We start from the raw sequence: 24,795 nt of genomic DNA on the forward strand, positions 1-24,795 counted from the left end.
TATCTGTTTTGAGATAGCGTTAATGCAATAGAAGGTGAGATGAAAGTCAAAGAGTGACCGCTATGAGCTAGTTTAACACTATAAGAATTAACTATACAGGTTGAGCGGTTTTATCATTGAAAAATTGCTCTGATATATCAAGGTATTCAATTCACGACTAAATACAAAGGATAAGTACTTTATTGCGCCTATCCGAAAGTCTGCTTTATATCTTGTCAATAGCCTTAAGCCGCTGTTTATATACTTTAATATCATATTAATTCGATGAAATATAAATAAAAACAATTAATAAAGTTAATTGTAGACTTCCATCTCAATAAGAAATAAAACCGGTTCACCCGATAATCGCCCTATGATACCGTAAATCAAAATAGGTCAATTCATTAAAGGTAAATATCATGGATATTGTTGAGCGTTTTATCTCTTATACCAAAATTAATACCACAACAGACCGAGATAAAGGGGCCGCAGGCATTATGCCGTCATCCGAAGGTCAACGAGTGTTGGCCAATAAAGTGGCTGATGAGCTCCGGGCATTGGGATTGCAGGATGTTCAGGTGAGCGAACGATCAATTTTGACGGCAACGTTACCGTCTAATGTTGATTATCCTTTACCGACGGTAGCATTCTTTGGTCATCTGGATACCAGTGCTGAACAAACAACAGATACACACGCTCAGATATTACCTTATCAGGGGGGAGATTTATGCCTTAATCAAGAGCAGCAAATTTTCTTACGCCAAAGCGAATTCCCCGAGCTTAGTGAATATATTGGTGATGATATTATTGCCACCGATGGAACCAGCCTGTTAGGGGCAGATGATAAAGCGGCCATCGCCTCTATCGTGAATATGATTCAATATTTACAACAGCATCCTGAGATTAAACATGGTGCCGTTAAGGTGGGGTTGGTACCGGATGAAGAACAGGGTTTGCGCGGCGCAAAAGTCTTTGATGTGAAGAGCTTCGGCGCTGATTTTGCCTATACCCTCGACTGTTGCGGTATTGGTGAACTGGTGTATGAAAACTGGAATGCCGGTGATGCTGAAATTATTTTTACCGGCCAGTCGGCTCACCCTATGTCAGCAAAGGGCAAACTGAAAAACTCATTGCTGATGGCCCATAAGTTTATTGCCATGTTACCGGGTGGTGAAGCACCGGAATATACCGATGGTAGGGAAGGTTATTACTGGGTCAAGCAAATGCAGGGTAACAGTGCTAAAACGGTGCTGAAAATGGACGTTCGTGACTTTACCGAACAGGGTTATCAGCATCGAATGGCATTTCTGGCTAAGCTGGCTGAAAACTGCGCCAGTCTATGGGGAACTGAAAGCGTAAAATGTCATCTGGCGGATCGCTATGCTAACGTATTTAATAGTTTGCAGGGGGAGTCAGCTTACCCGATCGATATTGCTGAGCAGGCTTATCGTAATCGTGGTATTGAACCTAAAGTCATTCCTATGCGCGGTGGATATGATGGTGCGGCGCTGTCGCAAAATGGCCTACCTTGTCCGAATATCTTTACCGGAGCGCATAATTTCCACTCGATTTACGAATATCTGCCGGTTAAATCTCTCAGAGCTGCCAGTGATGTATTAGTTGAGGTGGTAAAACTCACTCACGATCGTTTCAGGGATGGTACTAAAGCATGATTCAGGTCATCATCGCACTGGTGATCATTGTGATTGTCGCCCGCTTAATTCTAAGGGGCTACAAAGCTGAACCAGTGCTGTTTGCCGCAGGTTTGATTTTGATGATCTGCACTATGGCATTTGATTGGGGGAGCGTTTTACCCAAGGGGCTCCAGTCGACGGGGATTTCGTTTTTTGATCCTTTTGAAGTAATGCGTAATTTATTCAGCACTCGCGCTGCCGATCTTGGCTTAATGATTATGGCTTTAATGGGATTTGCCCATTATATGGATCATATCGGTGCCAATAAGGCGGTAGTACGCGTAGCGACCCGACCGCTGAAAAAGCTACGTTCCCCTTATATCTTACTTTTTTTCTCTTTCTTATTAGCTAGCATATTACAACTGGCGATTCCATCCGCTACCGGTCTTGCGGTTCTGTTAATGGGAACCATGTTTCCAATTATGATCGGACTGGGGCTTTCTCCTGCTTCGGCTGCTGGTGTTATCGCAACATCATTGGGCGTCGCCTATACGCCGATGGCGGTAGACGCTATTCGGGCAACAGATGCGGTCGGAATGGGCAAGGATGTGGTTGGTTACGTTATCGGTTATCAAGGGCCGGCGGCAGTAGCAACGGTATTGGTAGTGGGTATTGCGCATATATTTTGGCAGCGGCACTGTGATCGAAAGATCGGTTTTGTCGCGGAAATAGCGACTGAAGAAGCCGTGGGAGATGAAAAGGGGATTCCCGGTTTCTATGCCTTGTTACCCATGTTGCCGATAGTGATGGCGATCGTTTTCTCTAAGTTATTTGTCAAAGATATTAATCTGGATGTGGTCACCATTGTTCTGATTTGTATGTTTGTTTGTATGGTGATTGAGACATTACGTTTGCGTAACTTTAAGCAGGTTTGTGAAGGGTTCAGTCAGTTTCTAAAGGGAATGGGAAGCGCTTTTACTGGTGTGGTAGGCCTGTTAGTTGCTGCTGGTGTATTTGCTCACGGTATTAAAGTGATTGGTGCTATCGACCAGCTGATTATTATGGCTGAACACGTTGGGTTACCACCATTCGCCATGGCGATTGTATTTGCGATTGTCACTTTGGCAGCGGCGGTGATTATGGGATCGGGTAATGCACCATTTCTGGCCTTCGTTGAGCTTATCCCTCAGATTGCCCATAGTATGGGGGTCAATCCGACGGGGATGATTTTGCCAATGCAGCAGGCATCTCATATGGGACGGGCAATGTCACCGGTATCTGGTGTGGTTATCGCCGTTTCAAGCGGGGCAAAACTATCGCCTTTTGATGTGGTGAAGAGAACGTCGATTCCACTCTTGATTGGTTTGGTATTCCATACGCTGATTATCGGTATGTTTTATATGAGTATACCGGCATTTGGGTGAGGGTTGTTTTGGCATTAGATGAAATAAAAAACGCGCCTTGGCGCGTTTGAGACTGTTGATAACTCTTTTTTAAATTGGGTACGGTGGATATTCCGGCTGTAAAAGATTTACCACAATATTACCTAAGTAGCACAGCCGGGAGAGTAGTAAATTTCAGCGGCGGAGTGCGTCGGGCCTAGCTGGGCTAGAGGCACTTCGTTGGCTTACGCCAAGTCGACCCCCACGCCCATCTCTCCCTCTAATTGGCTGTGAGGGTACTATGTCATCAATAAAAAAACGCGCCTTGGCGCGTTTTTTTATTGATTCACGGATGAGCTTATTTTAATTTACTCACCATCTGAACGGCGTAACCAATATAGTTGGCCGGGGTCATGGTTTTCAGGCGCTGTTTTTCTGCTTCTGGTAGTTCAAGTCCATCAATAAAGACTTTCATATCTTCCGCGGTAACGCGCTTGCCACGAGTGAGTTCTTTCAGTTTCTCATAAGGTTTTTCGATGCCATAACGGCGCATAACCGTTTGGATCGGTTCGGCCAGCACTTCCCAGTTATGGTCTAACTCATTAAGCAGATTGCTTTCGTTCACTTCCAGCTTGTTGATGCCTTTCATGGTGGATTGATAAGCGATCAGAGCATAACCAATGCCCACACCCAAATTACGCAGTACGGTAGAGTCGGTTAGATCGCGCTGCCAGCGGGACACCGGAAGCTTGGCGGCTAAATGATTTAAGAGCGCATTGGACAGACCCAGATTGCCTTCGGAGTTTTCGAAATCGATAGGGTTAACTTTATGCGGCATGGTTGAGGAGCCAATTTCACCGGCAATGGTTTTTTGCTTAAAGTGATTGAGAGAAATATAACCCCAAACGTCACGGTCAAAATCCAGCAAAATGGTATTGAAACGCGCTACGCAATCAAACAGCTCAGCAATATAGTCATGCGGCTCGATTTGGGTGGTGTACGGATTCCAGGTAATGCCTAAGGAGCTAACAAAGCTTTCGCTGAACTGATGCCAGTCTACTTCCGGATAAGCCACAATATGGGCGTTATAGTTACCTACTGCACCGTTGATTTTACCCAGAATTTCAACTTGGGTTAGTTGCTTATATTGACGTTCCATACGATAAGCGACGTTGGCAAATTCTTTACCTACCGTGCTTGGCGTAGCGGGTTGACCATGAGTGCGCGACAGCAGAGGGATGTCACGATATTGCGCAGCCAGCGCCTTAATGGCATCAATCATATTACGCCATTCAGGTAACAACACTTCAGTACGAGCGGTGGATAACATCAGGGCATGGGACAGATTATTGATATCTTCTGAAGTACAGGCGAAGTGAATAAACTCTGAAATAGCATGCAATTCGGGAATCGCTGCGACTTTTTCTTTTAGAAAATACTCAACCGCTTTGACATCATGGTTGGTTGTTCTTTCAATTGTTTTAATGCGTTGAGCATCGGTTTCGTTAAATTCAGCGACAATTTTATTGAGGAAATCGTTTGCTTCTTGGCTAAAAGCAGGAACTTCTTTAATTTGTGCACAATCGGCCAATTTCTGTAACCAACGAACTTCCACAGTAACGCGGAACTTCAGCAAACCAAATTCGCTGAAAATAGCGCGTAGGGCGCTGACTTTATCGCCGTAACGTCCATCAATAGGGGAGACGGCGGTCAGTGAAGATAATTCCATCAGTAAGACTCCTGAAGTCTGAAAAATTTAACGATTAGCAAGAATTTCTCTCACCTGGTTTAACAGGCGATTACGTGAAAACATAAATTGCAGTCGGCTACCACCAACCTGTTGCCAGAGTACCGCTGCGCGGATACCGGCCAGTAACGCGGCTCTAACTTTCGCTTGAACCAAGGGTTTTTGCAGCGCATCCGGAGAGCCGGTTACCTGAATCCGCGGACCAAGAGGGCTGACAATATCCACATAGAGACTGGCCAGCGAGCTGTAAATAGTTTCGGATTCAATATCAAAATGAGCTAACTGGCGCTCAACCTGACTAATGCGTGTAGCAAGCTCATTCAATGCTTGATGATTAGCGGATAGCTTACGTTCCAGCACCATAATACTCAACACGTAGCGAGTGAGTTCTGCACTGAGCTCTTGACGATTATTGGTCAACACGCTGGGCAGGGTTTCCAGACCCATGGTTAAATCCTTCTCCAGTCCAAAGACGGCCAGCGTAGAAGGGGAGTCGGTCACCATAATACTTTTTAATGAAACCGATAGCGCATCGGTGTCACATTGACCATTGTGGGCCAACTGTTGAACCAAGCGGGCTGACTGAGCGATGCCCGCCAGCGCAAGGGTAATGTCGTAATAATTTTTGGCCACGGGTTAATCCTGTAAACGTTCTTCAATAACACCGCCACCAAGGCAAACGTCACCCTGATAGAAAACGGCTGATTGTCCGGGCGTGACTGCCGCGACCGGTTCATCAAAACGAACTTCGATACGATCTGCACCGTGAGGAATCACAGTACAAGGGATATCCTGTTGGCGATAACGGGTTTTTACCGTACAGCGGAAGGTTTCCGTTACCGTGTTGCGATCAACCCAATGCAGTTGTTGAGCTATCAGGCCATTGGAGAACAGGCTTGGGTGATCGTGGCCCTGAGCAACAATAAGACGATTATTGACCAGATCTTTATCTACGACGTACCACGGATCTTCGCCGCCATCTTTCAGGCCTCCGATGCCTAATCCTTTACGCTGTCCCAAGGTGTGATACATCAGCCCCTGATGCTGACCAATGGTTTCACCATCAACAGTGACGATATGGCCTGGTTGAGCCGGTAAATAACGGGCTAAAAAATCTTTGAATTTACGTTCGCCAATAAAGCAGATACCCGTAGAGTCTTTTTTCTTGGCGGTAACTAAATCTAACTGTTCAGCAATACGGCGTACTTCGGGCTTTTCCAGTTCACCAACCGGAAACAGGCTTTGAGCGACCTGTTCGTGGCTTAAGGTATACAGAAAATAGCTTTGGTCTTTATTATTATCGACGCCCCGTAGCAGACGGCTTTTACCATCAACATCCTGACGGCGGACATAGTGACCAGTCGCGATATAGTCTGCCCCCAGATCTTCTGCGGCAAACTCAAGAAACGCTTTAAACTTAATTTCTTTATTGCACAGAATATCCGGGTTTGGCGTGCGTCCTGCTTTATATTCAGCCAAGAAATGCTCAAAGACATTGTCCCAGTATTCAGCAGAAAAGTTGATGGTATGCAGTTCGATACCCAACTTATCACAAACGGCTTGAGCATCGGCGAGATCCGTGGCAGCGGAACAGTACTCGTCTGAATCATCCTCTTCCCAGTTCTTCATAAATAAGCCGGCCACCTGATAGCCTTGCTGCTGAAGCAAATAGGCTGAAACGGAGGAATCGACACCACCGGACATTCCGACAATGACTTTTTTCTGACTGTTATCTGACATGGGGCTCTCGCGTACTTGTTGTGACTTAAAATTGATATAAAGTGTGCTGTAATTCTTAACGCAGGATTTTAGCACGTTGGTGCGGTTGGTGCATCGCCTAAGACAAACGCTTTTTCGTCCAGTTATAGCTTTCTATAATGGATAGCGGATAGCGTTCTGGTTGCTGATAGCGCAACAAGCTTTCTCTCACCAATGGGGAACGTAGATTAGCAGCATTGAGAATCTCTTCAGCGCTGAGCCAGTGACAGCATTCGATATCGCTATCATGCGGGTGCGTTGCCAGCATTTCAGGCAAATCAATGGCAAAAGTAAAACGAATAAACGGTGTACCATCACGCGCAATCCATTGATAGATTTGTAGCAGCGATTGAGGGGCGGCCTGAATGCCGGTTTCTTCCCACAGTTCTCGCTGTGCGCCCTCGAATAGTGTCTCGTCGGCTTCTAAATGACCGGCTGGTTGATTTAATGTCGGTGATCCGTTTATCAGTTCTTCAACCATTAAAAATTTATTTTCGGCTTGCACAACGCAGGCCAACGTGACGTGTGGTTTAAATTGGCTGTCAGACATCGTTAATTTCTCTCCATTCACCGGGTTGCAGATTATCGAGGTTCCAATGATGTAAACTGTAGCGGATTAAGCGCAAAGTAGGAAAACCAACGTGGGCGGTCATTCTGCGAACCTGTCGGTTTCTCCCTTCATATAAGGTGATTTTTAGCCAGCTGGTTGGAATGGCTTTTCGTTCACGAATGGGCGGATTTCTCGGCCATAGCCACTCTGGCTCGGGTACAATTTCTGCGCCGGCGGGAAGAGTAGGGCCATCGTTTAATATTATCCCCTGACGCAATTTTTCTAACGCCTCGGTGTCAGGAATTCCTTCCACTTGCACCAAATAGATTTTCCCTGTTTTATGTTGCGGCTGTGTTAATTCAGCCTGTAATTTACCGTCATTTGTTAGAACAAGTAGTCCTTCACTGTCGCGATCTAATCTTCCGGCAGCATAAACATCGGTTAAGGGAATGAAGTCTTTTAAGGTTGTTCTACCCGCCTGATCGGTAAATTGCGGTAACACATCATAGGGTTTATTAAATAGAATAACGCGCCGCGGACCTTTTGGACCACGGGGTTTGCTTTTTTGCCGATGACGATTGGCAGGATTTCTTTTAGTTGCTAGTTTAAACATGATATTTCGCGTGGTGAATCGTTAAATCATTATACTTGAAAAAGTTTTTGATTGGCGGACAGAAAGTTATCAAGTAGTATCAGAGTGCATCTTACAAAAAATTAACAAACATGTCCTTAGAGGAGAGTTTGATGGAAAGCAAAGTAGTTGTTCCTGCCACGGGTAAAAAAATTACGGTTGACGCTAAAGGCAAACTCGCGGTTCCGCACGATCCTATTATTCCCTACATTGAGGGTGATGGCATTGGTGTTGATGTTACACCAGTAATGATTGATGTTGTTGATGCTGCAGTACAGAAAGCTTACGGCGGCGAACGCAAAATCTCCTGGATGGAGATTTATACTGGCGAAAAATCAACTCATGTCTATGGAAAAGATGTCTGGTTACCAGATGAAACATTAGACCTGATTCGTGAATATAAAGTGGCGATCAAAGGCCCACTTACTACACCGGTCGGCGGTGGTATTCGTTCTTTGAACGTTGCGTTACGCCAACAGTTAGATCTGTATATCTGCTTACGCCCTGTGCGTTACTATGAAGGTACGCCAAGCCCGGTTAAACGCCCAGATTTGACCGATATGGTTATTTTCCGCGAAAACGCAGAAGATATTTATGCTGGTGTCGAGTGGAAGGCGGGAACGCCGGAAGCGGATAAAGTGATTAAGTTCCTGCGTGAAGAGATGGGCGTAACTAAAATTCGCTTCCCTGAACAGTGCGGTATCGGCGTTAAGCCGTGTTCAGAGCAGGGCACTAAGCGTTTAATTCGTGCTGCAATTGAATATGCGATTGATAACGATCGTGATTCCGTTACGCTGGTGCACAAAGGTAACATCATGAAGTTTACTGAAGGCGCTTTCAAAGACTGGGGCTACCAGTTGGCAAAAGAAGAATTCGGTGGCGAACTGCTTGATGGCGGCCCATGGTTGAAGGTGAAAAATCCGAAGACTGGCAAAGACATTATTATCAATGATGTTATCGCGGATGCATTCCTGCAACAAATTCTGCTGCGTCCGGAAGAGTATGACGTAATTGCCACCATGAACCTGAACGGTGACTATATTTCTGATGCGCTGGCGGCACAGGTTGGCGGTATCGGTATCGCACCGGGTGCCAACATTGGTGACGATTGTGCACTGTTTGAAGCCACGCACGGTACTGCTCCGAAGTATGCAGGTCAGAATAAAGTGAATCCAGGTTCAGTTATTTTGTCTGCTGAAATGATGTTGCGTCATATGGGCTGGTTCGAAGCTGCTGACCTGATTGTCAAAGGTGTAGCAGGGGCGATTAAAAATAAAACTGTTACCTATGACTTCGCTCGTATGATGGATGACGCTAAAGAGCGCTCCTGTAGCGAGTTTGGTCAAGATGTAATATCTAATATGTAATTGTCTAAATGACTTAAAATTATTCGGGGGCTTTGGCCTCCGATTTTTTAATTGCAAAGCTTGAAATCTCTTTGTGGCCATCTTTAATTACTCCTGCTGTTTGATAACCAATATATTTCCTATCGTTAACCTATTTCATAAATCATCACCGAACTATCGATCATCTTAACGCAGCCTGATAATCTACTCCTCCCCATAGACAATTTTAATAAGGTATTCAGTGAGTATTGAATGGATTATCGCCTACTTGATGTTAGGTGCTGTGGTTGGTTTTATGGCAGGGCTATTAGGCATTGGTGGCGGTGGTATTATGGTGCCTATTTTAACCACATTGTTTGCTGCACAAGGTATTGGACAAGAGCATTTAGTGCATATGGCTCTGGGAACGTCGATGGCCTCGATTGTTATTACTGCGTTTTCCAGTGTACGGGCTCATCATCGTTATCAGGCGGTATTATGGCCGGTAGTCAGAAAAATAACGCCCGCTATATTGATTGGTACTTTATCGGCAACCTGGTTGGCAGCCATATTACCTGCGAAAGCGTTAGCTATCTTTTTCTCCTGTTTCATGGGGTACGTGGCTTTACAGATGATATTAAATATTAAGCCAAAGCCCAGCCGTCAGTTGCCCGGTACGTTAGGGATCTCTTTGGCAGGATTATCTATTGGTGGAATATCTGCACTGGTCGCGATTGGGGGCGGTTCGTTAACGGTAGCTTTTCTGACGTGGTGTAACGTTCGTATTCAGAATGCTATTGGTACGTCGGCTGCGGTTGGCATGCCAATTGCCTTAGCCGGTACCGTTGGTTATATGATCAACGGTTGGCATGCTTCAAATACCCCTGATTATAGCGTTGGCTATGTTTACCTGCCTGCAGTAGTCCTTATTTCTATTGTCAGCTATTTTACTGCACCAATAGGCGCTAGGTTAGCGCATAAGCTGCCAGTTGCGCTGCTTAAAAAGATATTTGCCGGATTATTAGTACTGCTAAGTCTTAAAATGCTACAGACGATTTTTAGTGGTTAGTGGGAAGCATAAAGACACAGATTAATCTGTGTCTTTATTACATCCTAGCGGTAGGAATTAGTGGTATTTTGTCAGGTATAAAGAGTGTGTTATCTATTTAACCGATCTTGGCAGGCACGGTTGTTGAGAACTATCAATTTTTCTGATGAAATAATCATCAGATGAGAGGCGTTTGTTATTTTTATTTTCAGCATTTGGCGATACATACGGTAGGGCTGGTGAGTGATAGCATTCCTGCAGATTATAATCTTTTGATGATTTTAAAAATTGGGGCGCCAGCCATCCCATTACTCCAGCAATGACCACAATGAAACCAATAACCGTACAATCGAGACACTTTATTCTCATCTGATGTTCTTCATGTCATGAAATGAAATCAATTAATTTCTAATTATTTCAAATAGTAATAATAACCTATCACAATGCCCATAAGGTTTTACCTATAGCTGAAATAGGTAAGGTCTATCAATTTTCCATTGGCCGTATTGCCTAACCATCTGATTAATTAACTTTTAATTTCAATTAGTTAAGTGATATGGGTAAGTGACAATTTTTAATAAATTAACCGCAAATTTCATTCTTAAATCTGTCAGATAATAAATAGAGTGTACAAAGAGACAGGTTAACGAGTCATTGGCCACACAATGAAGAAAAATAAACTACCATTTGATTACCCACTGTTTAAATCAGGTAAATCAACCGTATATGAATACAAAATGTAAAGTATGTGATTCAGTCTATTTTGAGCTTAAGATTTCAACGGAAATGAATGGATTCGGACATATTATTTACACTATTCAATGTACCCGCTGTGGGTTCATTATGGCGACAATCAACAAAACACGGATTGTTGAAGGGATCGCGAAAACAGTAGGTATTAACTTATCTGATGAGAGTATGCTTTAACGGTGCTCTGTAATAGTCAGAATGTTTTGATGTGATAGGCGGTAGCGTATTATTTTATAGGTTATCGCCTGTTTTTGTATTGGACATAGAGGGTTAACCAATCTCCTTGGTTTTCAGTTAGTGTAATTTTGTGTGCGTGGGGTAATAAGATGATATTACTCAATATAGAGTAATTGGGATAGCATGATTATTTCTATATGGGATAGAGGGTTATTTTGGTTAAATTTTTTACTTCTTATTATGTTACTTGGAATAACACCTCTATAGATAGATAAAATGTAGGGGAATTAAAAAATTATTTAATAATACACTCTTTAATCGTAAAAAAAGTCCGTTCTTTTGATATCTCAGATACCATCCATCCAGTGAGCCCCGCCGTTATTGTTATACAAAGAACAAGAGTGAGTTCAATAAATGATATTTTCATTTGATGAATAACCTTTTGGACAATAGATAAGTAACAAGACTTGTTAACAAAACCCTGTCAATCTACCATGTAAGACCAAGGCCGTCACTCGCTTTTTGTGCTGCGAATGAAAATTAATCTGAATGAGTTGATATTAATCAGGACCTAATATTGAATTATATTGGTCTTATTATATTCAACTATAATAAGTAATATCTTTTTAACATCAATTTAATATTTTCATTTTTAATATATTATTTTGATCTTAATGGGTTAGGTAACTTAAAAAATCATATAGTTAAATATAATGATAGGTGGCGATTCTTTTCAGTAGCTGAAATATAGGAGAGGTGCATATGTACAAATCCATTTTAGTCCCTGTGGATATTTTGGAAGAAGAACTCACCCGTAATGCGTTAAAGCATGCGGTATATTTGGCCAAACTGGCTGATGCGAAAGTGTACTTGCTTCATGTACTACCCATTTCATCTGCAATTATTAACTCTTATGCCCTTGGATATCCTGAGCTAAAAGATCGCGCTTCGATTAAAGCGGAGGAGGATTTAAAGACGCTGGTTGATTCATTGGATCTTCCAAAAGAACGCGTTTCCTATTCAATCGCTTTTGGTTCCCCAAGGGATGAGATCGCTATTAGTGCCGAAAGTATTGAGGCCGATCTGATTGTCATTGGTTCCAGACGCCCTGGTATTACTACCCATTTATTAGGTTCTAATGCATCAGGTATTGTCCGGTATGCCAACACATCAGTTTTAGTGGTGAGATAATAATCTATAAATATAATTTCACCAGCTATCGCTGATATGAAAAACGCCACAAGTCAGTGGCGTTTTTGTTCTTTTAGCTAAAGAAAAATGTGCCCATAATTATTTTGTGCGACTACCTATTGTCTGACTTCTGCATCTACTGGCCGTGGAATAAAAAATGACACCAACAATGCCAAAACGGTAATGGCTAATCCCATCATGATACCGTTGAAATACCCCTCAGTAGAGTAAGTCCCCGCAGGAGTTGAAATTATTTGGACGGCTGGTAAGAGGGCAAAACTCAACCCAGCGCCAAGATTAAAGGCTCCGGCATTCATTCCTGGGAGAAAACCGGGATTGTCTTTGGGGGATAAGACAATGCCTAAACCATTAAGGATGATATTGGTGATACCGGCATAGGTCACGCCAATCAGCAATATAGCCGTGATAAGCATAGGTAGTGAGTTTAGCCCAACAAATAACATCATTAGAATAGCGATGATGCTACCTAACAGCCCAATACGTAGCACATTGGTATAGCCTAGTGTCGGTGCCAGCCGTCCGGAAAACGGACCAACCAGCCAGCCTATCAGAGCATAAGGAGTTAAGAAGGCGAGAGCAGCCTTATCGGCACTCATGGCGAAACCGACGGTATGATTTTGGGCAAATGACATGACTAGCCCATTCACGATGGCAAAAATACCCGTCATTGTCAGCGTTGTGGTGAGTAATAAGGCCCAGGTACTTCGCTGTTTTAGGTAGAATGTGGTGACTAGTGGGTGCTGGCTGTTTTTTTCTACCAGCCAGAAGGCAATAAACATCAGGATAGAAAAGATAGCCAGAGCAATAACGAGCGGCCAGTTAGCGGCCGAAAGGTTGCTGGCTTGACCTAAAGCGATAAGCATTGCGGCCAGAGAAATAACCAGCAGGGTTACACCTATCCAGTCCATACGAATACCGGAAGAGGGTTTAGATTCTGGCGCATATTTAATCAGCAGTAATGTCGAGACGGCGGCAACGGCGGTAATGACCCAGAATACCGAGCGGAATCCAAAGTGAGTAGCCAATAAACCACCGGCAATGGCATCTATTCCTGCGATACCACCATTTACTGCGGTGACTACCCCCATCAACGTGCAATACAGTTTCTTATCCGCTATTTCATGATGCAGCATCAGTAAGCATAGCGGAACGACGGGGCCTGAGACGCCTTGAATAATTCGTGCAACATAAAGTACGCCAATATTGGGTGCCAGTGCAGCAAGCACGGTACCTGCGGTCATGATAGCGAGCATCCAGGTCAATACTTTTTTGCGTCCTTTAATATCGCTAAGGCGCGGAAGGAACAGCGAAAATAGAGCAGCGGCAGTAAAGAAAGCAGTTTGTGATAGTGAAACAGCTGCTTCATCGGTATGTAATTCTTGCGCGATAGTCACCAGAACAGGGCCTAACATGCTGGCATTTAACTGAAATGCTATGCAGGCTGCCAGTAACGTGAAGAGCAATGTGCCAACGTTACTCCGGGTATTTTGTAAAGGCGAATCGGTCATATATGTACCTCACCGATCCGTTTTAAGGCATCAACGATGAGATCCCAAAAGTATGGGTGATTGAGTTTAACGCCTACCTGAGTGTGACAGTCTGCTGGCGGCGGCGCTCGGAAATCGGCAACGGTCATGCCTAGGGTAAGTGTACCTGTTAGCTCAATATCGATTGGCACTTTTTGTACGCTCATGACTGCTGGATCGATAACGTAGGCTACGGCACAGGGGTCGTGCACCGGAGGGGCGTCAAAACCCTGTGCGCTTTTGTACATGGTGCCGAAAAACTCCAGCATTTCCAGAACAAATGTGGCTGGTTTGGTACCCACAGCACGTATTTGTTCAATCACATCTGGTGTCGCGAGTGCCTGATGAGTCAAATCTAACCCCACCATGGTAATGGGCCATTTTTCATTGAATACAATATGGGCAGCTTCTGGATCAATTTTGATATTAAATTCAGCGACCGGGCTCCAGTTACCGACGTGATAGCCTCCTCCCATTAAGACCACTTCTTTAACGCGTTCTACAATACGTGGCTCCAGTCGAGCAGCAAGGGCGATATTGGTTAATCCTGCCGTAGGAACCAAGGTGATGGTTTTTGGTGGGTGAGACATAATGGTTTCGATAATTAAGTCGACGGCATGACGAGAATCAACACTGATTGTCGGCTCGGGTAAAACCGGGCCATCAAGGCCGGAATCCCCGTGAATATCTGGAGCGGTTTCCACCTGACGAATTAGTGGGCGAGCCGCTCCGGCAGCAAAAGGAATACCGGTGATATTCGCAATGCGTGCAACGGCGAGTGCATTACGGGTCACTTTTTCTAACGTTTGATTACCAACAACGGTAGTGACCGCCAGCAATTCAATATCAGGATTACCATGAGCCAATAGAATAGCAATAGCATCATCATGGCCAGGATCGCAGTCGAGAATTATTTTTTTTGCCATATCTTATCTGTTCCTTAAAGTGAATTTTTCGTTGATATTCATTGCTAAGTATTGGGTTTGCAGTCAGTCGTATCGCAGTCGGATAGATAGATATACCCCATGTGAAGGTGAGAATAGTCAATTAATCAAGGATAAAGAGTGACACGGGTCATAGGATTGGGGTATTGATTAAAAACAACAGCGCGCGTAAGCAAAAAATATTTTCCAATAACTTATGGATTACAGCAGGTTAGAAATGGTCTTTATAGGATAGTTGAATATTTTGAAAACAGAAGTACAGGTAGCACTAAGAGGCTACCTGTATGAATTGGTCATTGGCGTAGGATGGTAGAAGGTATTAAGAGAACGATTATTTTTCTTTGGCCACGTAAGGCATTTTACCTAAGTGGTAGGGATTACCGCGAAAAAACTCCACGCGCTGTTTAAAGTAATCTTGAAGGCCCGCTGGGATCAATACTTCTATATCACGGTAGTTAAAGGGCATGCCATAACGCTCTTTATAGGCAATACCGGACGCATGCAAGTCAACATCGACTTTTTCACGCTCTTCTTTTGGAAGGTCAGCCAGATTGTAACTCATCGTATACTCCTCTTGTTCCGCCGTGATTATACAGGGTTATTCTGGTGATTCCATTGTGTTGTATGTAAAGCGTATAGATCGCCCACTTGGCATCATGAATTTATCCTTGGGGAGAGGGGGACAGACAGTAAGCATAGTATGAAGAGATACTCTGTTGACCAAATTTGGTATTGGATGGGAGCGATTGCCTGCCATTTAGGATAAAAAATGAGCAGGGGATAACTATTTGAAAATAAATAATGCGGTAAGCCAAAAAACGCAATAAGTAGGTAACATGAACGCTGGCTAATTTTTTATCATATTATTTTAATATATTATTCTAAAAATAATTTAAATGACGATCTTTATCTCTAATACAATCTGATTATTTATATTTTTTATATATGAATGCTGTGTTTTATATTGATTTTTACTTCTCTTTAAATACAACTCTTTTTGTTTTTTATGCAGGGTTCTTTCATTTTTTTTGTTATGTTTGAACTTTTGCCTATAAATTTTTCAATTGTTTTTCTTCATTTTTTTTATATAAATTACATAAGATTAATATGTGATTTTTGTTTTTTAATTTTATTTTTATTCTTCTTATTTTATTGAATTTATTAACTTTGTTTGTATTTTTTGATTTTATCAATTTGTTGCTTTTTGTTTTTGTTGTTCGTGGTTTTTCATTGTGATACTTAATGTTTTTAATTCTTAAGTCTTAAAATGAAATAACTTTTTAACTTTATTTTTTTATAAGAGAAGCTATAGTTCAATTGGGTTGTTTATAGATGATTTTTTTACCTTAATTATCCTAAGGTGTTATTTATTTTTGCTATGATACATGGTTGTTTTTATCTTATTAATTAAAGGTTTTAATTTATTTCATTCTGAGTATTAACTTATTCAGGGTAAGTAATTATTGTATAAAAGTTAATATTATCATTCTATTTTTTTGAATTTTAATGCCGACAAAATGGAAGATAATATGTCTCAATAGGGAAGTTTATATGTCGTTCGTTAATATGAAATTGAATCCGTTGTCCATTATGATAGCCAAAGCAATACCGGCTATAACTTTTGTGACTGCTGTAGGCTATAACTCAATAGCTCAAGCCTTTGTTTTGCCTTCAACTGCCGAAACGATATCGACCAACATCGATTTGAATATGTACAATGCAATAATACCATCAGGGGAAACTTTGATTATTGCTGTAGGGGCTAACCATAATGCTTTAACTGCGAATAACGGTTATCGCATTTATGAGACTACTCCAGGTACATTGTCTGGAATTTATACAAATAGCGGTTATGGTATTAATGCCAATACCGGTGGTAACGTTACTTTTAATGGTGATTTGATTATTACGTCTGGCGTTACCACAACAAACAGTAATGGTTTAATTACTTCAGCTTCTCCATCGGGGGACAGTGGGTCAGCCATTCTGGCTGATGGCTTGAATAGCTCCGTTCTTTTAGGAAAAGGAGCAACGATTACCTCTTACGGTTCATCAAGCTCTGCCGTTATCGCAAGCAATGGCGGTGATGTGGCATTGAAAGGTAATGCAACTATTCAAAGTGACGGTATTAGCCTTTGGGCCCACGATACAGGTAAAATTACGCTTGATAATAACGTCTCTACTGTTTCAACCTCCGGTTCTGTCATCGATGTACAAACTGGCGCTATAGTGAGTGTGACCGGCGGGAGTATGTCAACTCAGGGGATTGATGCCAATGCCGTTAACGTTGATGGTACCAATAGCCATGTTAAGTTGACCGGCGTGAGTTTGGAAACCCAAGGGCAAGGTAGCAAGGCTTTGGTCATCAGTAATAACGGCACAATTGACGTTATCAATGGTAGTGTTAACACCAAAGTCGGCGATCTCACTTCAACTGTAGCGCTATTTAATGATAGTGGTGCGGTAAAAAGCGGTACCCTGAACGTTAGTCAGTCTAATCTGAATACGAGCGGCACTCATGGTATTTATGCTGAGGAGGGGAGTTGGACCGTTAATCTGGATAATTCATCTACCTTATCGGCAGCACAGAATGCCATTTATTTATCTGGCGCAACTGGCCCTTCAGTCGTTAATTTTAGCGCGACCAACCAATCTGTTATTAATGGCAATCTGATGGTTGATCCAGCCAATGCGGCCTCCCGTCTACAGATGACCATGGATCAGTCCATGCTGACCGGTATGGCTGAGGGGAATATCGATCTTACTGCCAATAACGCCAGCCGTTGGAATATGACGGAGTCATCTCAAATCAATCAACTGGCATTGTTAAACAGCTCGGTTCATTTCGCGGCTCCGGTGGCCAATCGCTATAAGGTATTGACCATTAATAACTTGTCAGGCAACGGTACCTTCTATATCAATACTGAGTTGAATGAAGGTGGAGCCAATACCCACTCCGATCTGATCCATGTGACTGGTAATGCCAGCGGTAACCATTTGTTAAATATCAATATTACCGCTAATAATCGTACGCAAACGGTTGATGATGGGATTAAAGTTGTTCAAATAGATGGTTCATCATTAAATACTAAGCTGTTTGCGCTGGACAATGAAGTCAGCATTGGTGCTTTTGACTACTATCTGTTTGAAGGTAGTAAAGATGGCGCGGATACAAATGACTGGTATCTGCGTAATGAGGCACCGCCGGTAGTAACTCCACCCGTAACACCGCCAGTTACGCCGGATCCACCAACCGGGACAACCCCTGAATCGGATGGTTCGTCTGGATCGGGCTCTAACGTCACTAATCCGCTGCCGAAACCAGCGCCAGCTCCTACGCCGTATCGTAAGGAAGTTCCGGGCTATATTGCCGGACCATACGTCAATATGCTGTATGGTTATCAAACGGTGGGAACGCTACATGAAAGAATGGGCGATACCCAACAGTTTGCCCGTGGTTATGATGATAAAATCTGGGGTCGTTACGGCGGTCAGCATCTGGAGTCGAAGGCGGGGCGTTTTAACTATGATATCGATATCATGTTTGCCCAGTTTGGTCGTGATTTATACCAGAGCGAAACCGCTGCCGGAACACTGATTACTAGCGGTGCCACGGTAACCTTGGGTCGAACTCAAACCGATACCCGTGATAAAGGCCGGGCCTATGTGGGTGACAGTATTCATACTGGGGGAATCACCACAAACGCTTATAGTCTGGGTGGTTATTATACGCGCTATGCGCAAGATGGCGGTTATATCGATGCGGTGACGCAGTTCACCTACTACGATAATCATTATAACAGTCGTTATGATGCCGACCAGAAGAGCTATGGTTTAATTTTATCTCTGGAAGGCGGGAAACCTTACGGTGTAACGGATAACTGGAAAATCGAGCCGCAGGGGCAAATTGTCTATCAGCTTCTGAAGGCTGAGGATTTCAGCGATAAGATATCTAATATCTATGGCGATAGTCATAACACTGGGTTAGCGCGTGCCGGTGTTCGCTTCTTCCGTGATCAGGTTGAGGATAAAGACAATGAAATCTTTAAGCCTTATTTAACATTAGATGCGGTGAGCTCTTTAACTAAAGCGCCATCGGTTAATGTTGGCGGCACTAATGTACGGGCTGATTTTGACTCTAGTTGGTGGCAGGGGGGCGCAGGTATCACGGCAAATGCCGCTAAAAATACCTCGTTCTATCTGGATGTAAAATATCTGAAAAGCTTTGAAGGTGATTTAGATGGTTACTCTGCTCATCTAGGTGTCCAAGGGCGTTTCTGATTATTCTTTTCTTGTTATAAATTCCCTTTGTCTGGCTTTATCTGGAGCCAGACTTTTTTGTTGTTTAAACAACATAGTACTGTGCAGCCGACTCGGGCTATAATCTATTCATATTTTATTGGATTGTGATCGATGTTTAACCGATCAATTTATGGGTAGCATTCATGGATTCAGAGTCTCTTTTCCGCATCGCTATTTTAGTTGGGTGTTTGGTGTTAGCCGCCAGAGGAACCCGCTTTCACCTCCGTTATTTCCTGATTGCCATCGCTGCAATTGCTGGCCTGACATTAATTATTGATGCTTTCAGCTAATGATATTGCACGCTTATCGCACCATAGAATCAATGAATTAACCCGCTGGCGCTTGAAAGCATGGGATTATCTACTCATACTGAACGGATATTGAATTTTCTTATAGAGAGCAAAGGAGTAAAACATGGCTGAAGAGACTATTTTTAGTAAAATTATTCGTCGTGAAATTCCATCGGATATCGTTTATCAGGATGAACTGGTTACGGCATTTCGCGACATTTCTCCGCAGGCTCCAACACATATTCTGATTATTCCTAATATCTTGATCCCAACGGTTAATGACGTTAAGCCTGAGCACGAACAAGCTTTAGGGCGAATGATGGTTGTTGCCGCCAAAATTGCTGAGCAGGAAGGGATTGCTGAGGATGGCTACCGTTTGATTGTTAACTGTAATCGCCACGGTGGTCAGGAAGTTTATCATATTCATATGCATCTGGTGGGTGGCAAGGCGTTAGGACCAATGTTATCCCGCTAGTGAGTATTGCAAAATATTTGTCTGGCACAGTAAGCATTATTGTGGAGTAGGGAATGAAAAAAGTTCTGTTTTTAGGGCTGGGTTTGGCCGTATTGGCACTGAGTGGATGTCAGGTAACGAATAATAAGCAACCGACCAAGCCGCCGGTAACCGTTACGCCTCCGCCACCTCCGCCGTATCAGCCACCACCGACACCGCCAACGCTTCCTCCGGCAGAGCAGGCCATTAACTGGATGGCCAGCGTAGAACCGCTGGTGTCTAAAATGGTGAGTTCATCAGCAGAAGCGACGGATAACGGTATTTTATTGCTGGATCAGGTGAAAAATAATACCTCCGGTCGGGTGGAAACGGCTGCTGCAACAAAAGCGCTAAAAGAGTCATTAATATCGACCCGACATTTTGAGCTGGTACCGGACAGTAAGTTGGATGAAGGCCGTCAGGCTCTGGGATTACAGGGTGACGATAGTTTAATTTCCCGATCAAAAGCCATCAGTCTGGCGCGCTATCTCGGGGCTAAATACATTATTTATGCATCGGCTAACGGTAATCCGGGAATGCCAGAAATTATGCTGCAGCTGATTCAGGCTTCAACCGGTGAAATTATCTGGTCCGGTAAGGGTAATGTTCAGCGTTAATTCTCAGTTAACACAACTAATATCCCGGCATCTACCGGGATATTCGGCAGAAGAATTAAGCATAACCTCGGTTTCCGGCTTAACCGGAACATCATGGCAAATTGCCAATCATCATCCATGCTGGTTGGCGAAACCGCTGGCAAGAACGGATGCTGTATTAGGCATTAACCGTTGGCGTGAATATCACTTTTTAAAGCGATTGTCAGCCGTCGGGCTGGCAGCAGCGCCTTTATTGATAACCAATCAATGGCTGATATCTGGCTGGATAGACGGTCAGTTAATGGATAAGGCAACATGGATATCCGCTGACGGTCGTAGCATGTTAGCGGATAGTCTGGTTAAACTACATCGGCAGCCAACCGTTGGATTTTCTCTTGATTTACATCAGCGCTTTATTCGTTATTGGCAATCCATCGATCGGCATAGAATCACGCCTAACTGGTTGCGATTGCATCAGTCTATGCTGCGCTCACCTTGCCCCAGACCGCTAAAGCTAGCGCCAACCCACCTTGATTTGCATCCAGATAATATAGTGCTGACGGCAAACGGCCCGGTTTTAATCGATTGGGAATATGCGATTGATGCTGATATTGCTTTTGAATTAGCCGCGCTGTTTGATGGTAACCGTTGGGATCAAGCCGCAGAAGCCGATTTTTTACAGCATTATATTCGAGCCGGGGGCTATGAGGATCTGGAAACGTTAGCCCGACAGGTAGCGCTCTGGAAACCGTATACCCATTATCTGATGTTGATGTGGTATGAAACACGTTGGCAGCAGACGAGAAATTCGCTGTATCTTGAGGCGAGTGATTTGCTCAGAAGTGATTATGCTATTTAGTTATTGTCTCACACTGATTAGAATGGTTGCTGTTTTTCGCCTTGGGTAAAAGGCTGGTGGTTTTTTTCCGGGCATTTGGTGTGAGCCAATCAGCCTGTCTCTATTTTTACGCTAAAGAATGTAGCAAAGTGAGGTTAATGTGGGACCAGTGATGTTAGATGTCGTCGGCTATGAGCTGGACGCGGAAGAGCGTGAAATATTAAAGCATCCATCGGTGGGTGGTTTGATATTTTTTGCCCGTAACTTTCACGATCCTGCACAGCTAACGGAGCTGGTGCGTCAGGTACGGGAAGCATCACGTCATCGTTTATTGATTGCTGTCGATCAGGAAGGTGGCCGAGTACAGCGTTTTCGCACAGGCTTTACACAATTGCCTGCCCCGCAATCATTTGCTGCCTTACTGGAAGAGCGTGAAGCGGAAAAAATGGCACAGGAAGCCGGGTGGCTAATGGCAGCTGAGTTGGTCACGCTGGATATCGATATTAGTTTTGCACCGGTGCTGGATGTTGGTCACAACAGCGCAGCCATTGGCGATCGCTCTTTTCATCACGATCCTGAAGTGGTCACCCTGATGGCCAGTCAGTTTATCCAGGGAATGAACAGTGCGGGTATGCGCGCTACCGGTAAACATTTTCCCGGCCACGGTGCGGTATCTGCCGATTCCCATAAAGAAACGCCGGTGGATAACCGTAGCTATCAACAGCTCTATGATAACGATATGGCGGTGTTTCGCCGCCTGTTTAGCGCAGGACTATTGGACGGCGTGATGCCAGCGCATGTGATTTACAGTGAAGTGGATCCTCGCCCGGCCAGCTGTTCAGCACATTGGCTGAAAAGCGTCTTACGCCAGCAGTTAGGATTCAGTGGCGTCATTTTTTCCGATGATATGTCAATGGAAGGGGCGGCTATCATGGGTAGCTACGCTGAACGTAGTCAGGCCGCTCTGGATGCCGGTTGTGATATGGTTTTAGTTTGTAATAATCGTGAAGGTGCGGTTAGCGTTCTGGATAATATACCGTCCGATATTCGTGCTGAACGGGTTAGTCAGTTGTTTCATAAAAATAAATTAACGCGTCGCGATTTACTGGCGTCTTCTCGTTGGCAACAGGCAAATAAGCAACTGACGCTATTAAGTGAACGCTGGGAACAGTACAAGCAACAAAACCTGAAAGCATAATGTATATCAGAGAAAAAGATTGAAGATAGTGATACTTTTTCGGCAAGATAGGTTGATTGGCCAGTACAGAGCAGGCAGTGAGGCTAAATATGATTATTTATTTACACGGTTTTGATTCAACCAGCCCCGGGAATCATGAGAAGGTTTTACAACTACAGTTTATCGATCCCGACGTGCGTTTTATCAGTTACAGCACGCTGCATCCGCGCCATGATATGCAACATCTGCTAAAAGAGACGGATAAAGCCGTTCAGCAGGGCAAAGACACGCAGCCGTTGATTTGTGGTGTCGGTTTAGGCGGTTTTTGGGCTGAACGCATTGGATTCTTGTGTGGGATTCGTCAGGCGATTTTTAATCCTAATTTATTCCCTCATGAGAATATGCCGGGGAAAATTGATCGTCCTGAAGAGTATCTGGATATTGCCACCAAATGTGTGAGTGAGTTTCGCACCAAGAACAAAGATAACTGCTTGGTGATTCTTTCCCGCAATGATGAGGCGCTGGACAGTCAGAGAAGTGCTGATGTGCTCAATCCTTATTACAATATTATCTGGGATGAGAATCAGGCGCATAAGTTTAAACAGATCTCTCCTCATCTGCAGACGATTAAAGCCTTTAAACAAGGTTAAACTTAAGTCAGTTCCAGTGAGTTAACGCTAGTTTGAGCCGTAATGCCGTTAGTTTAAGAATTTTCACGTAAGTATGTCATGACTCAACAACTTCACCAGCAACTACCGTCATCCCGGTGAAAACCGGGATCTCGGTGTTAACTAACAAATGAATACTTGGCCTAAACACTGAGCCTCATTGTATTTCTATAATCTTTAACTGGCCCGTATGGGCTAATGCTATACCTTCAAATTTCCCCGGCAGTTTTCCTGCTAATACTGACAAAATCACCCAAAATAGGTAAAAATTGATTTATATCAATTTTGGTATGACCAAATGCCCAGTTATGTTATTCTGCCGATAATTTTATAATGAGAATCGCCCGGTACCAAGGTCTGTAGGCGATTTCGCGTATTCATTACCCTAATTTTTGGTTTATTTTTAGTGGGATATCAAAGTGAAAACAGAAACTAAAAAAATTGTTATTGTCGGTGGTGGAGCCGGCGGGTTAGAACTTGCAACCAGTTTGGGTAAAAAACTAGGGCGTAAAGGTAAGGCAGAAATTACGTTGGTGGATCGTAATCAAAGCCATTTATGGAAACCGTTACTGCACGAAGTGGCAACCGGAGCGCTGGATGATGGCGTTGATGCCTTAAGCTATTTGGCTCATGCGCGTAACAATGCTTTTCATTTCCAGCTCGGTACGCTGATTGATATTAACCGGGAAGAGCAGAGTATTCGTTTGGCGCGCATTGAGGGCGAACAAGGCGAAGAATTAGTGCCTGAACGCAATATGTCTTACGATATTTTGGTGATGGCATTAGGTAGCGTTTCTAACGATTTCGGCACGCCTGGCGTCAAAGAGAATTGTATCTATCTGGATAATCCACAGCAGGCTCAACTATTTCATAACAAAATGTTGAACCTGTTCTTGAAATTCTCCTCGCATCCTCATGAAAAAGAGCGGGTGAATATTGCCATCGTGGGTGGCGGTGCGACTGGGGTAGAGTTATCTGCTGAATTACATAATGCAGTTAAACAGCTGCACAGCTACGGTTATCGTGGATTAGATAATAAAGCGCTAAACGTCACTTTGGTGGAAGCCGGAGAGCGTATTCTGCCAGCCTTACCAACCCGAATTTCATCTTCCGCCCATCAAGAATTGACTAACCTGGGTGTGAATGTTCTGACGCAAACCATGGTAACCAGCGCCGATGCCGATGGCCTGCATACCAAGAGCGGTGATTTTATTAAGGCCGATTTGCTGGTTTGGGCGGCGGGTATCAAAGCGCCTGACTTTATGAAAGATCTGGGCGGACTGGAAACCAACCGAATTAACCAGTTAGTGGTTAAACCAACCCTACAGACAACGCAAGATCCTGCGATTTTCGCCATTGGTGACTGTGCTAACTGCATGCAGGAAAACGGCACGCCAGTTCCGCCACGCGCTCAAGCAGCACATCAAATGGCCAGCCTGTGTTATAGCAATATTTTGGCACTGCTGAATGGCGGGACGCTGAAAAATTATCGCTATACTGACCGTGGCTCTTTGGTTTCACTGTCGAAATACAGCACCGTTGGTAGCCTGATGGGGAACTTGACCAAGGGTTCTATGATGATTGAAGGCCGACTGGCTCGATTGGCGTATATCTCCTTGTATCGTATGCATCAGGTGGCGTTATTTGGCTATATCAAAACCGGATTGATTATGTTGGTGGGAAGTATTAACCGGATTATTAGACCGAGATTAAAACTCCATTAATTCTACATAGTATTGGTGTTGAGCTTTGGCCTTCAATATATGCA

The 24,795-nt window shown here is 43.8% G+C and carries 21 protein-coding genes; 13 read left to right on the forward strand and 8 right to left on the reverse strand.

The window, feature by feature from the left end; all coding sequences use genetic code 11:
* Positions 1-398: 398 nt before the first annotated feature.
* On the forward strand, positions 399-1,652 hold the full coding sequence (pepT, locus tag EL341_RS07115) for a peptidase T (protein WP_114986510.1): 1,254 nt from the start codon (positions 399-401) through the stop codon (positions 1,650-1,652).
* Complete coding sequence (dcuC, locus tag EL341_RS07120) at positions 1,649-3,037, forward strand: C4-dicarboxylate transporter DcuC (protein WP_126467443.1); 1,389 nt, start codon at positions 1,649-1,651, stop codon at positions 3,035-3,037. Before pepT ends, dcuC begins: the two co-directional genes overlap by 4 nt.
* 316 nt (positions 3,038-3,353) lie before the next feature.
* Here the strand turns inward: dcuC and purB are convergent, their stop codons facing one another.
* The 5 genes from purB to rluE form a co-directional block, all read right to left on the reverse strand.
* Positions 3,354-4,724, reverse strand: coding sequence for an adenylosuccinate lyase (gene purB, locus EL341_RS07125; RefSeq protein ID WP_047780756.1), 1,371 nt, complete (start codon positions 4,722-4,724; stop codon positions 3,354-3,356).
* A 27-nt stretch (positions 4,725-4,751) separates the two neighbouring features.
* Positions 4,752-5,375, reverse strand: a complete 624-nt coding sequence (gene hflD, locus EL341_RS07130) for a high frequency lysogenization protein HflD (RefSeq protein WP_047780757.1) — start codon at positions 5,373-5,375, stop codon at positions 4,752-4,754.
* A 3-nt stretch (positions 5,376-5,378) separates the two neighbouring features.
* Entirely contained in the window at positions 5,379-6,482 is a 1,104-nt protein-coding gene (gene mnmA / locus EL341_RS07135; RefSeq protein ID WP_074821214.1) for a tRNA 2-thiouridine(34) synthase MnmA, read from the reverse strand.
* A 97-nt stretch (positions 6,483-6,579) separates the two neighbouring features.
* A complete protein-coding gene (locus EL341_RS07140) occupies positions 6,580-7,050 on the reverse strand; it encodes an NUDIX hydrolase (RefSeq protein WP_126467444.1) in 471 nt (156 codons plus the stop codon).
* Complete coding sequence (gene rluE / locus EL341_RS07145) at positions 7,043-7,663, reverse strand: 23S rRNA pseudouridine(2457) synthase RluE (protein ID WP_126467446.1); 621 nt, start codon at positions 7,661-7,663, stop codon at positions 7,043-7,045. Before rluE ends, EL341_RS07140 begins: the two co-directional genes overlap by 8 nt.
* 131 nt (positions 7,664-7,794) lie before the next feature.
* Here rluE and icd point away from each other — a divergent pair, with 131 nt between their 5' ends.
* From icd to EL341_RS07160, 3 genes are all read left to right on the forward strand, one after another.
* Positions 7,795-9,048 carry an NADP-dependent isocitrate dehydrogenase gene (gene icd, locus EL341_RS07150; RefSeq protein WP_047780761.1) on the forward strand — a complete coding sequence of 418 codons (1,254 nt, stop codon included), beginning with the start codon at positions 7,795-7,797 and terminating at the stop codon, positions 9,046-9,048.
* Between the two features lie 220 nt (positions 9,049-9,268).
* Positions 9,269-10,075 (forward strand): sulfite exporter TauE/SafE family protein, encoded by an 807-nt coding sequence (locus tag EL341_RS07155; protein WP_074821223.1) that lies wholly within the window; start codon positions 9,269-9,271, stop codon positions 10,073-10,075.
* 1,668 nt (positions 10,076-11,743) lie between these two features.
* Positions 11,744-12,172, forward strand: a complete 429-nt coding sequence (locus EL341_RS07160; protein ID WP_074821227.1) for a universal stress protein — start codon at positions 11,744-11,746, stop codon at positions 12,170-12,172.
* Between the two features lie 116 nt (positions 12,173-12,288).
* On the opposite strand, the gene uriT is transcribed toward EL341_RS07160, so the two are convergent.
* From uriT to EL341_RS07175, 3 genes are all read right to left on the reverse strand, one after another.
* Positions 12,289-13,701 carry a uridine transporter UriT gene (uriT, locus tag EL341_RS07165; RefSeq protein ID WP_074821230.1) on the reverse strand — a complete coding sequence of 471 codons (1,413 nt, stop codon included), beginning with the start codon at positions 13,699-13,701 and terminating at the stop codon, positions 12,289-12,291.
* Complete coding sequence (uriH, locus tag EL341_RS07170) at positions 13,698-14,645, reverse strand: uridine-preferring nucleoside hydrolase UriH (RefSeq protein ID WP_047780766.1); 948 nt, start codon at positions 14,643-14,645, stop codon at positions 13,698-13,700. The genes uriT and uriH overlap by 4 nt, the downstream gene beginning before the upstream one ends.
* Before the next feature lie 349 nt (positions 14,646-14,994).
* Positions 14,995-15,225 (reverse strand): DNA polymerase III subunit theta, encoded by a 231-nt coding sequence (locus tag EL341_RS07175; protein WP_074821232.1) that lies wholly within the window; start codon positions 15,223-15,225, stop codon positions 14,995-14,997.
* A gap of 989 nt (positions 15,226-16,214) precedes the next feature.
* Between EL341_RS07175 and EL341_RS07180 the strand changes: the two genes are divergently transcribed.
* The 8 genes from EL341_RS07180 (at position 16,215) to EL341_RS07210 (ending at position 24,751) form a co-directional block, all read left to right on the forward strand.
* Positions 16,215-18,944: an autotransporter family protein gene (locus EL341_RS07180; RefSeq protein ID WP_164720446.1), complete on the forward strand. Its 2,730-nt coding sequence runs from the start codon at positions 16,215-16,217 to the stop codon at positions 18,942-18,944.
* 164 nt (positions 18,945-19,108) lie between these two features.
* Positions 19,109-19,255 carry a hypothetical protein gene (locus tag EL341_RS17605; protein WP_158487428.1) on the forward strand — a complete coding sequence of 49 codons (147 nt, stop codon included), beginning with the start codon at positions 19,109-19,111 and terminating at the stop codon, positions 19,253-19,255.
* Positions 19,256-19,379: 124 nt separating this feature from the next.
* Positions 19,380-19,730 carry a purine nucleoside phosphoramidase gene (gene hinT, locus EL341_RS07185; protein WP_074821237.1) on the forward strand — a complete coding sequence of 117 codons (351 nt, stop codon included), beginning with the start codon at positions 19,380-19,382 and terminating at the stop codon, positions 19,728-19,730.
* A gap of 53 nt (positions 19,731-19,783) precedes the next feature.
* Positions 19,784-20,365, forward strand: coding sequence for a penicillin-binding protein activator LpoB (gene lpoB / locus EL341_RS07190; RefSeq protein WP_074821240.1), 582 nt, complete (start codon positions 19,784-19,786; stop codon positions 20,363-20,365).
* Positions 20,352-21,203, forward strand: coding sequence for a phosphotransferase (locus EL341_RS07195; RefSeq protein ID WP_074821243.1), 852 nt, complete (start codon positions 20,352-20,354; stop codon positions 21,201-21,203). Before lpoB ends, EL341_RS07195 begins: the two co-directional genes overlap by 14 nt.
* A gap of 139 nt (positions 21,204-21,342) precedes the next feature.
* Complete coding sequence (gene nagZ / locus EL341_RS07200) at positions 21,343-22,380, forward strand: beta-N-acetylhexosaminidase (RefSeq protein ID WP_175474931.1); 1,038 nt, start codon at positions 21,343-21,345, stop codon at positions 22,378-22,380.
* 89 nt (positions 22,381-22,469) lie between these two features.
* A complete protein-coding gene (gene ycfP, locus EL341_RS07205) occupies positions 22,470-23,009 on the forward strand; it encodes an alpha/beta hydrolase YcfP (RefSeq protein ID WP_074821250.1) in 540 nt (179 codons plus the stop codon).
* A gap of 437 nt (positions 23,010-23,446) precedes the next feature.
* Positions 23,447-24,751: an NAD(P)/FAD-dependent oxidoreductase gene (locus EL341_RS07210; protein WP_047780773.1), complete on the forward strand. Its 1,305-nt coding sequence runs from the start codon at positions 23,447-23,449 to the stop codon at positions 24,749-24,751.
* The last annotated feature ends 44 nt before the right edge of the window (positions 24,752-24,795 follow it).

It is taken from the genome of Pragia fontium, from assembly GCF_900638655.1.
Classification (GTDB): Bacteria; Pseudomonadota; Gammaproteobacteria; order Enterobacterales; family Enterobacteriaceae; genus Pragia; species Pragia fontium.

What these genes read in the sequence shown, in the direction of transcription:
- pepT (WP_114986510.1), top strand. Translation starts at nt 399, where the DNA reads ATGGATATTGTTGAGCGTTTTATCTCTTATACCAAAATTAATACCACA.
- dcuC (WP_126467443.1), top strand. Translation starts at nt 1,649, where the DNA reads ATGATTCAGGTCATCATCGCACTGGTGATCATTGTGATTGTCGCCCGC.
- purB (WP_047780756.1), bottom strand. Translation starts at nt 4,724, where the DNA reads ATGGAATTATCTTCACTGACCGCCGTCTCCCCTATTGATGGACGTTAC.
- mnmA (WP_074821214.1), bottom strand. Translation starts at nt 6,482, where the DNA reads ATGTCAGATAACAGTCAGAAAAAAGTCATTGTCGGAATGTCCGGTGGT.
- EL341_RS07140 (WP_126467444.1), bottom strand. Translation starts at nt 7,050, where the DNA reads ATGTCTGACAGCCAATTTAAACCACACGTCACGTTGGCCTGCGTTGTG.
- rluE (WP_126467446.1), bottom strand. Translation starts at nt 7,663, where the DNA reads ATGTTTAAACTAGCAACTAAAAGAAATCCTGCCAATCGTCATCGGCAA.
- icd (WP_047780761.1), top strand. Translation starts at nt 7,795, where the DNA reads ATGGAAAGCAAAGTAGTTGTTCCTGCCACGGGTAAAAAAATTACGGTT.
- EL341_RS07160 (WP_074821227.1), top strand. Translation starts at nt 11,744, where the DNA reads ATGTACAAATCCATTTTAGTCCCTGTGGATATTTTGGAAGAAGAACTC.
- uriT (WP_074821230.1), bottom strand. Translation starts at nt 13,701, where the DNA reads ATGACCGATTCGCCTTTACAAAATACCCGGAGTAACGTTGGCACATTG.
- uriH (WP_047780766.1), bottom strand. Translation starts at nt 14,645, where the DNA reads ATGGCAAAAAAAATAATTCTCGACTGCGATCCTGGCCATGATGATGCT.
- EL341_RS07175 (WP_074821232.1), bottom strand. Translation starts at nt 15,225, where the DNA reads ATGAGTTACAATCTGGCTGACCTTCCAAAAGAAGAGCGTGAAAAAGTC.
- EL341_RS07180 (WP_164720446.1), top strand. Translation starts at nt 16,215, where the DNA reads ATGTCGTTCGTTAATATGAAATTGAATCCGTTGTCCATTATGATAGCC.
- EL341_RS17605 (WP_158487428.1), top strand. Translation starts at nt 19,109, where the DNA reads ATGGATTCAGAGTCTCTTTTCCGCATCGCTATTTTAGTTGGGTGTTTG.
- hinT (WP_074821237.1), top strand. Translation starts at nt 19,380, where the DNA reads ATGGCTGAAGAGACTATTTTTAGTAAAATTATTCGTCGTGAAATTCCA.
- lpoB (WP_074821240.1), top strand. Translation starts at nt 19,784, where the DNA reads ATGAAAAAAGTTCTGTTTTTAGGGCTGGGTTTGGCCGTATTGGCACTG.
- EL341_RS07195 (WP_074821243.1), top strand. Translation starts at nt 20,352, where the DNA reads ATGTTCAGCGTTAATTCTCAGTTAACACAACTAATATCCCGGCATCTA.
- ycfP (WP_074821250.1), top strand. Translation starts at nt 22,470, where the DNA reads ATGATTATTTATTTACACGGTTTTGATTCAACCAGCCCCGGGAATCAT.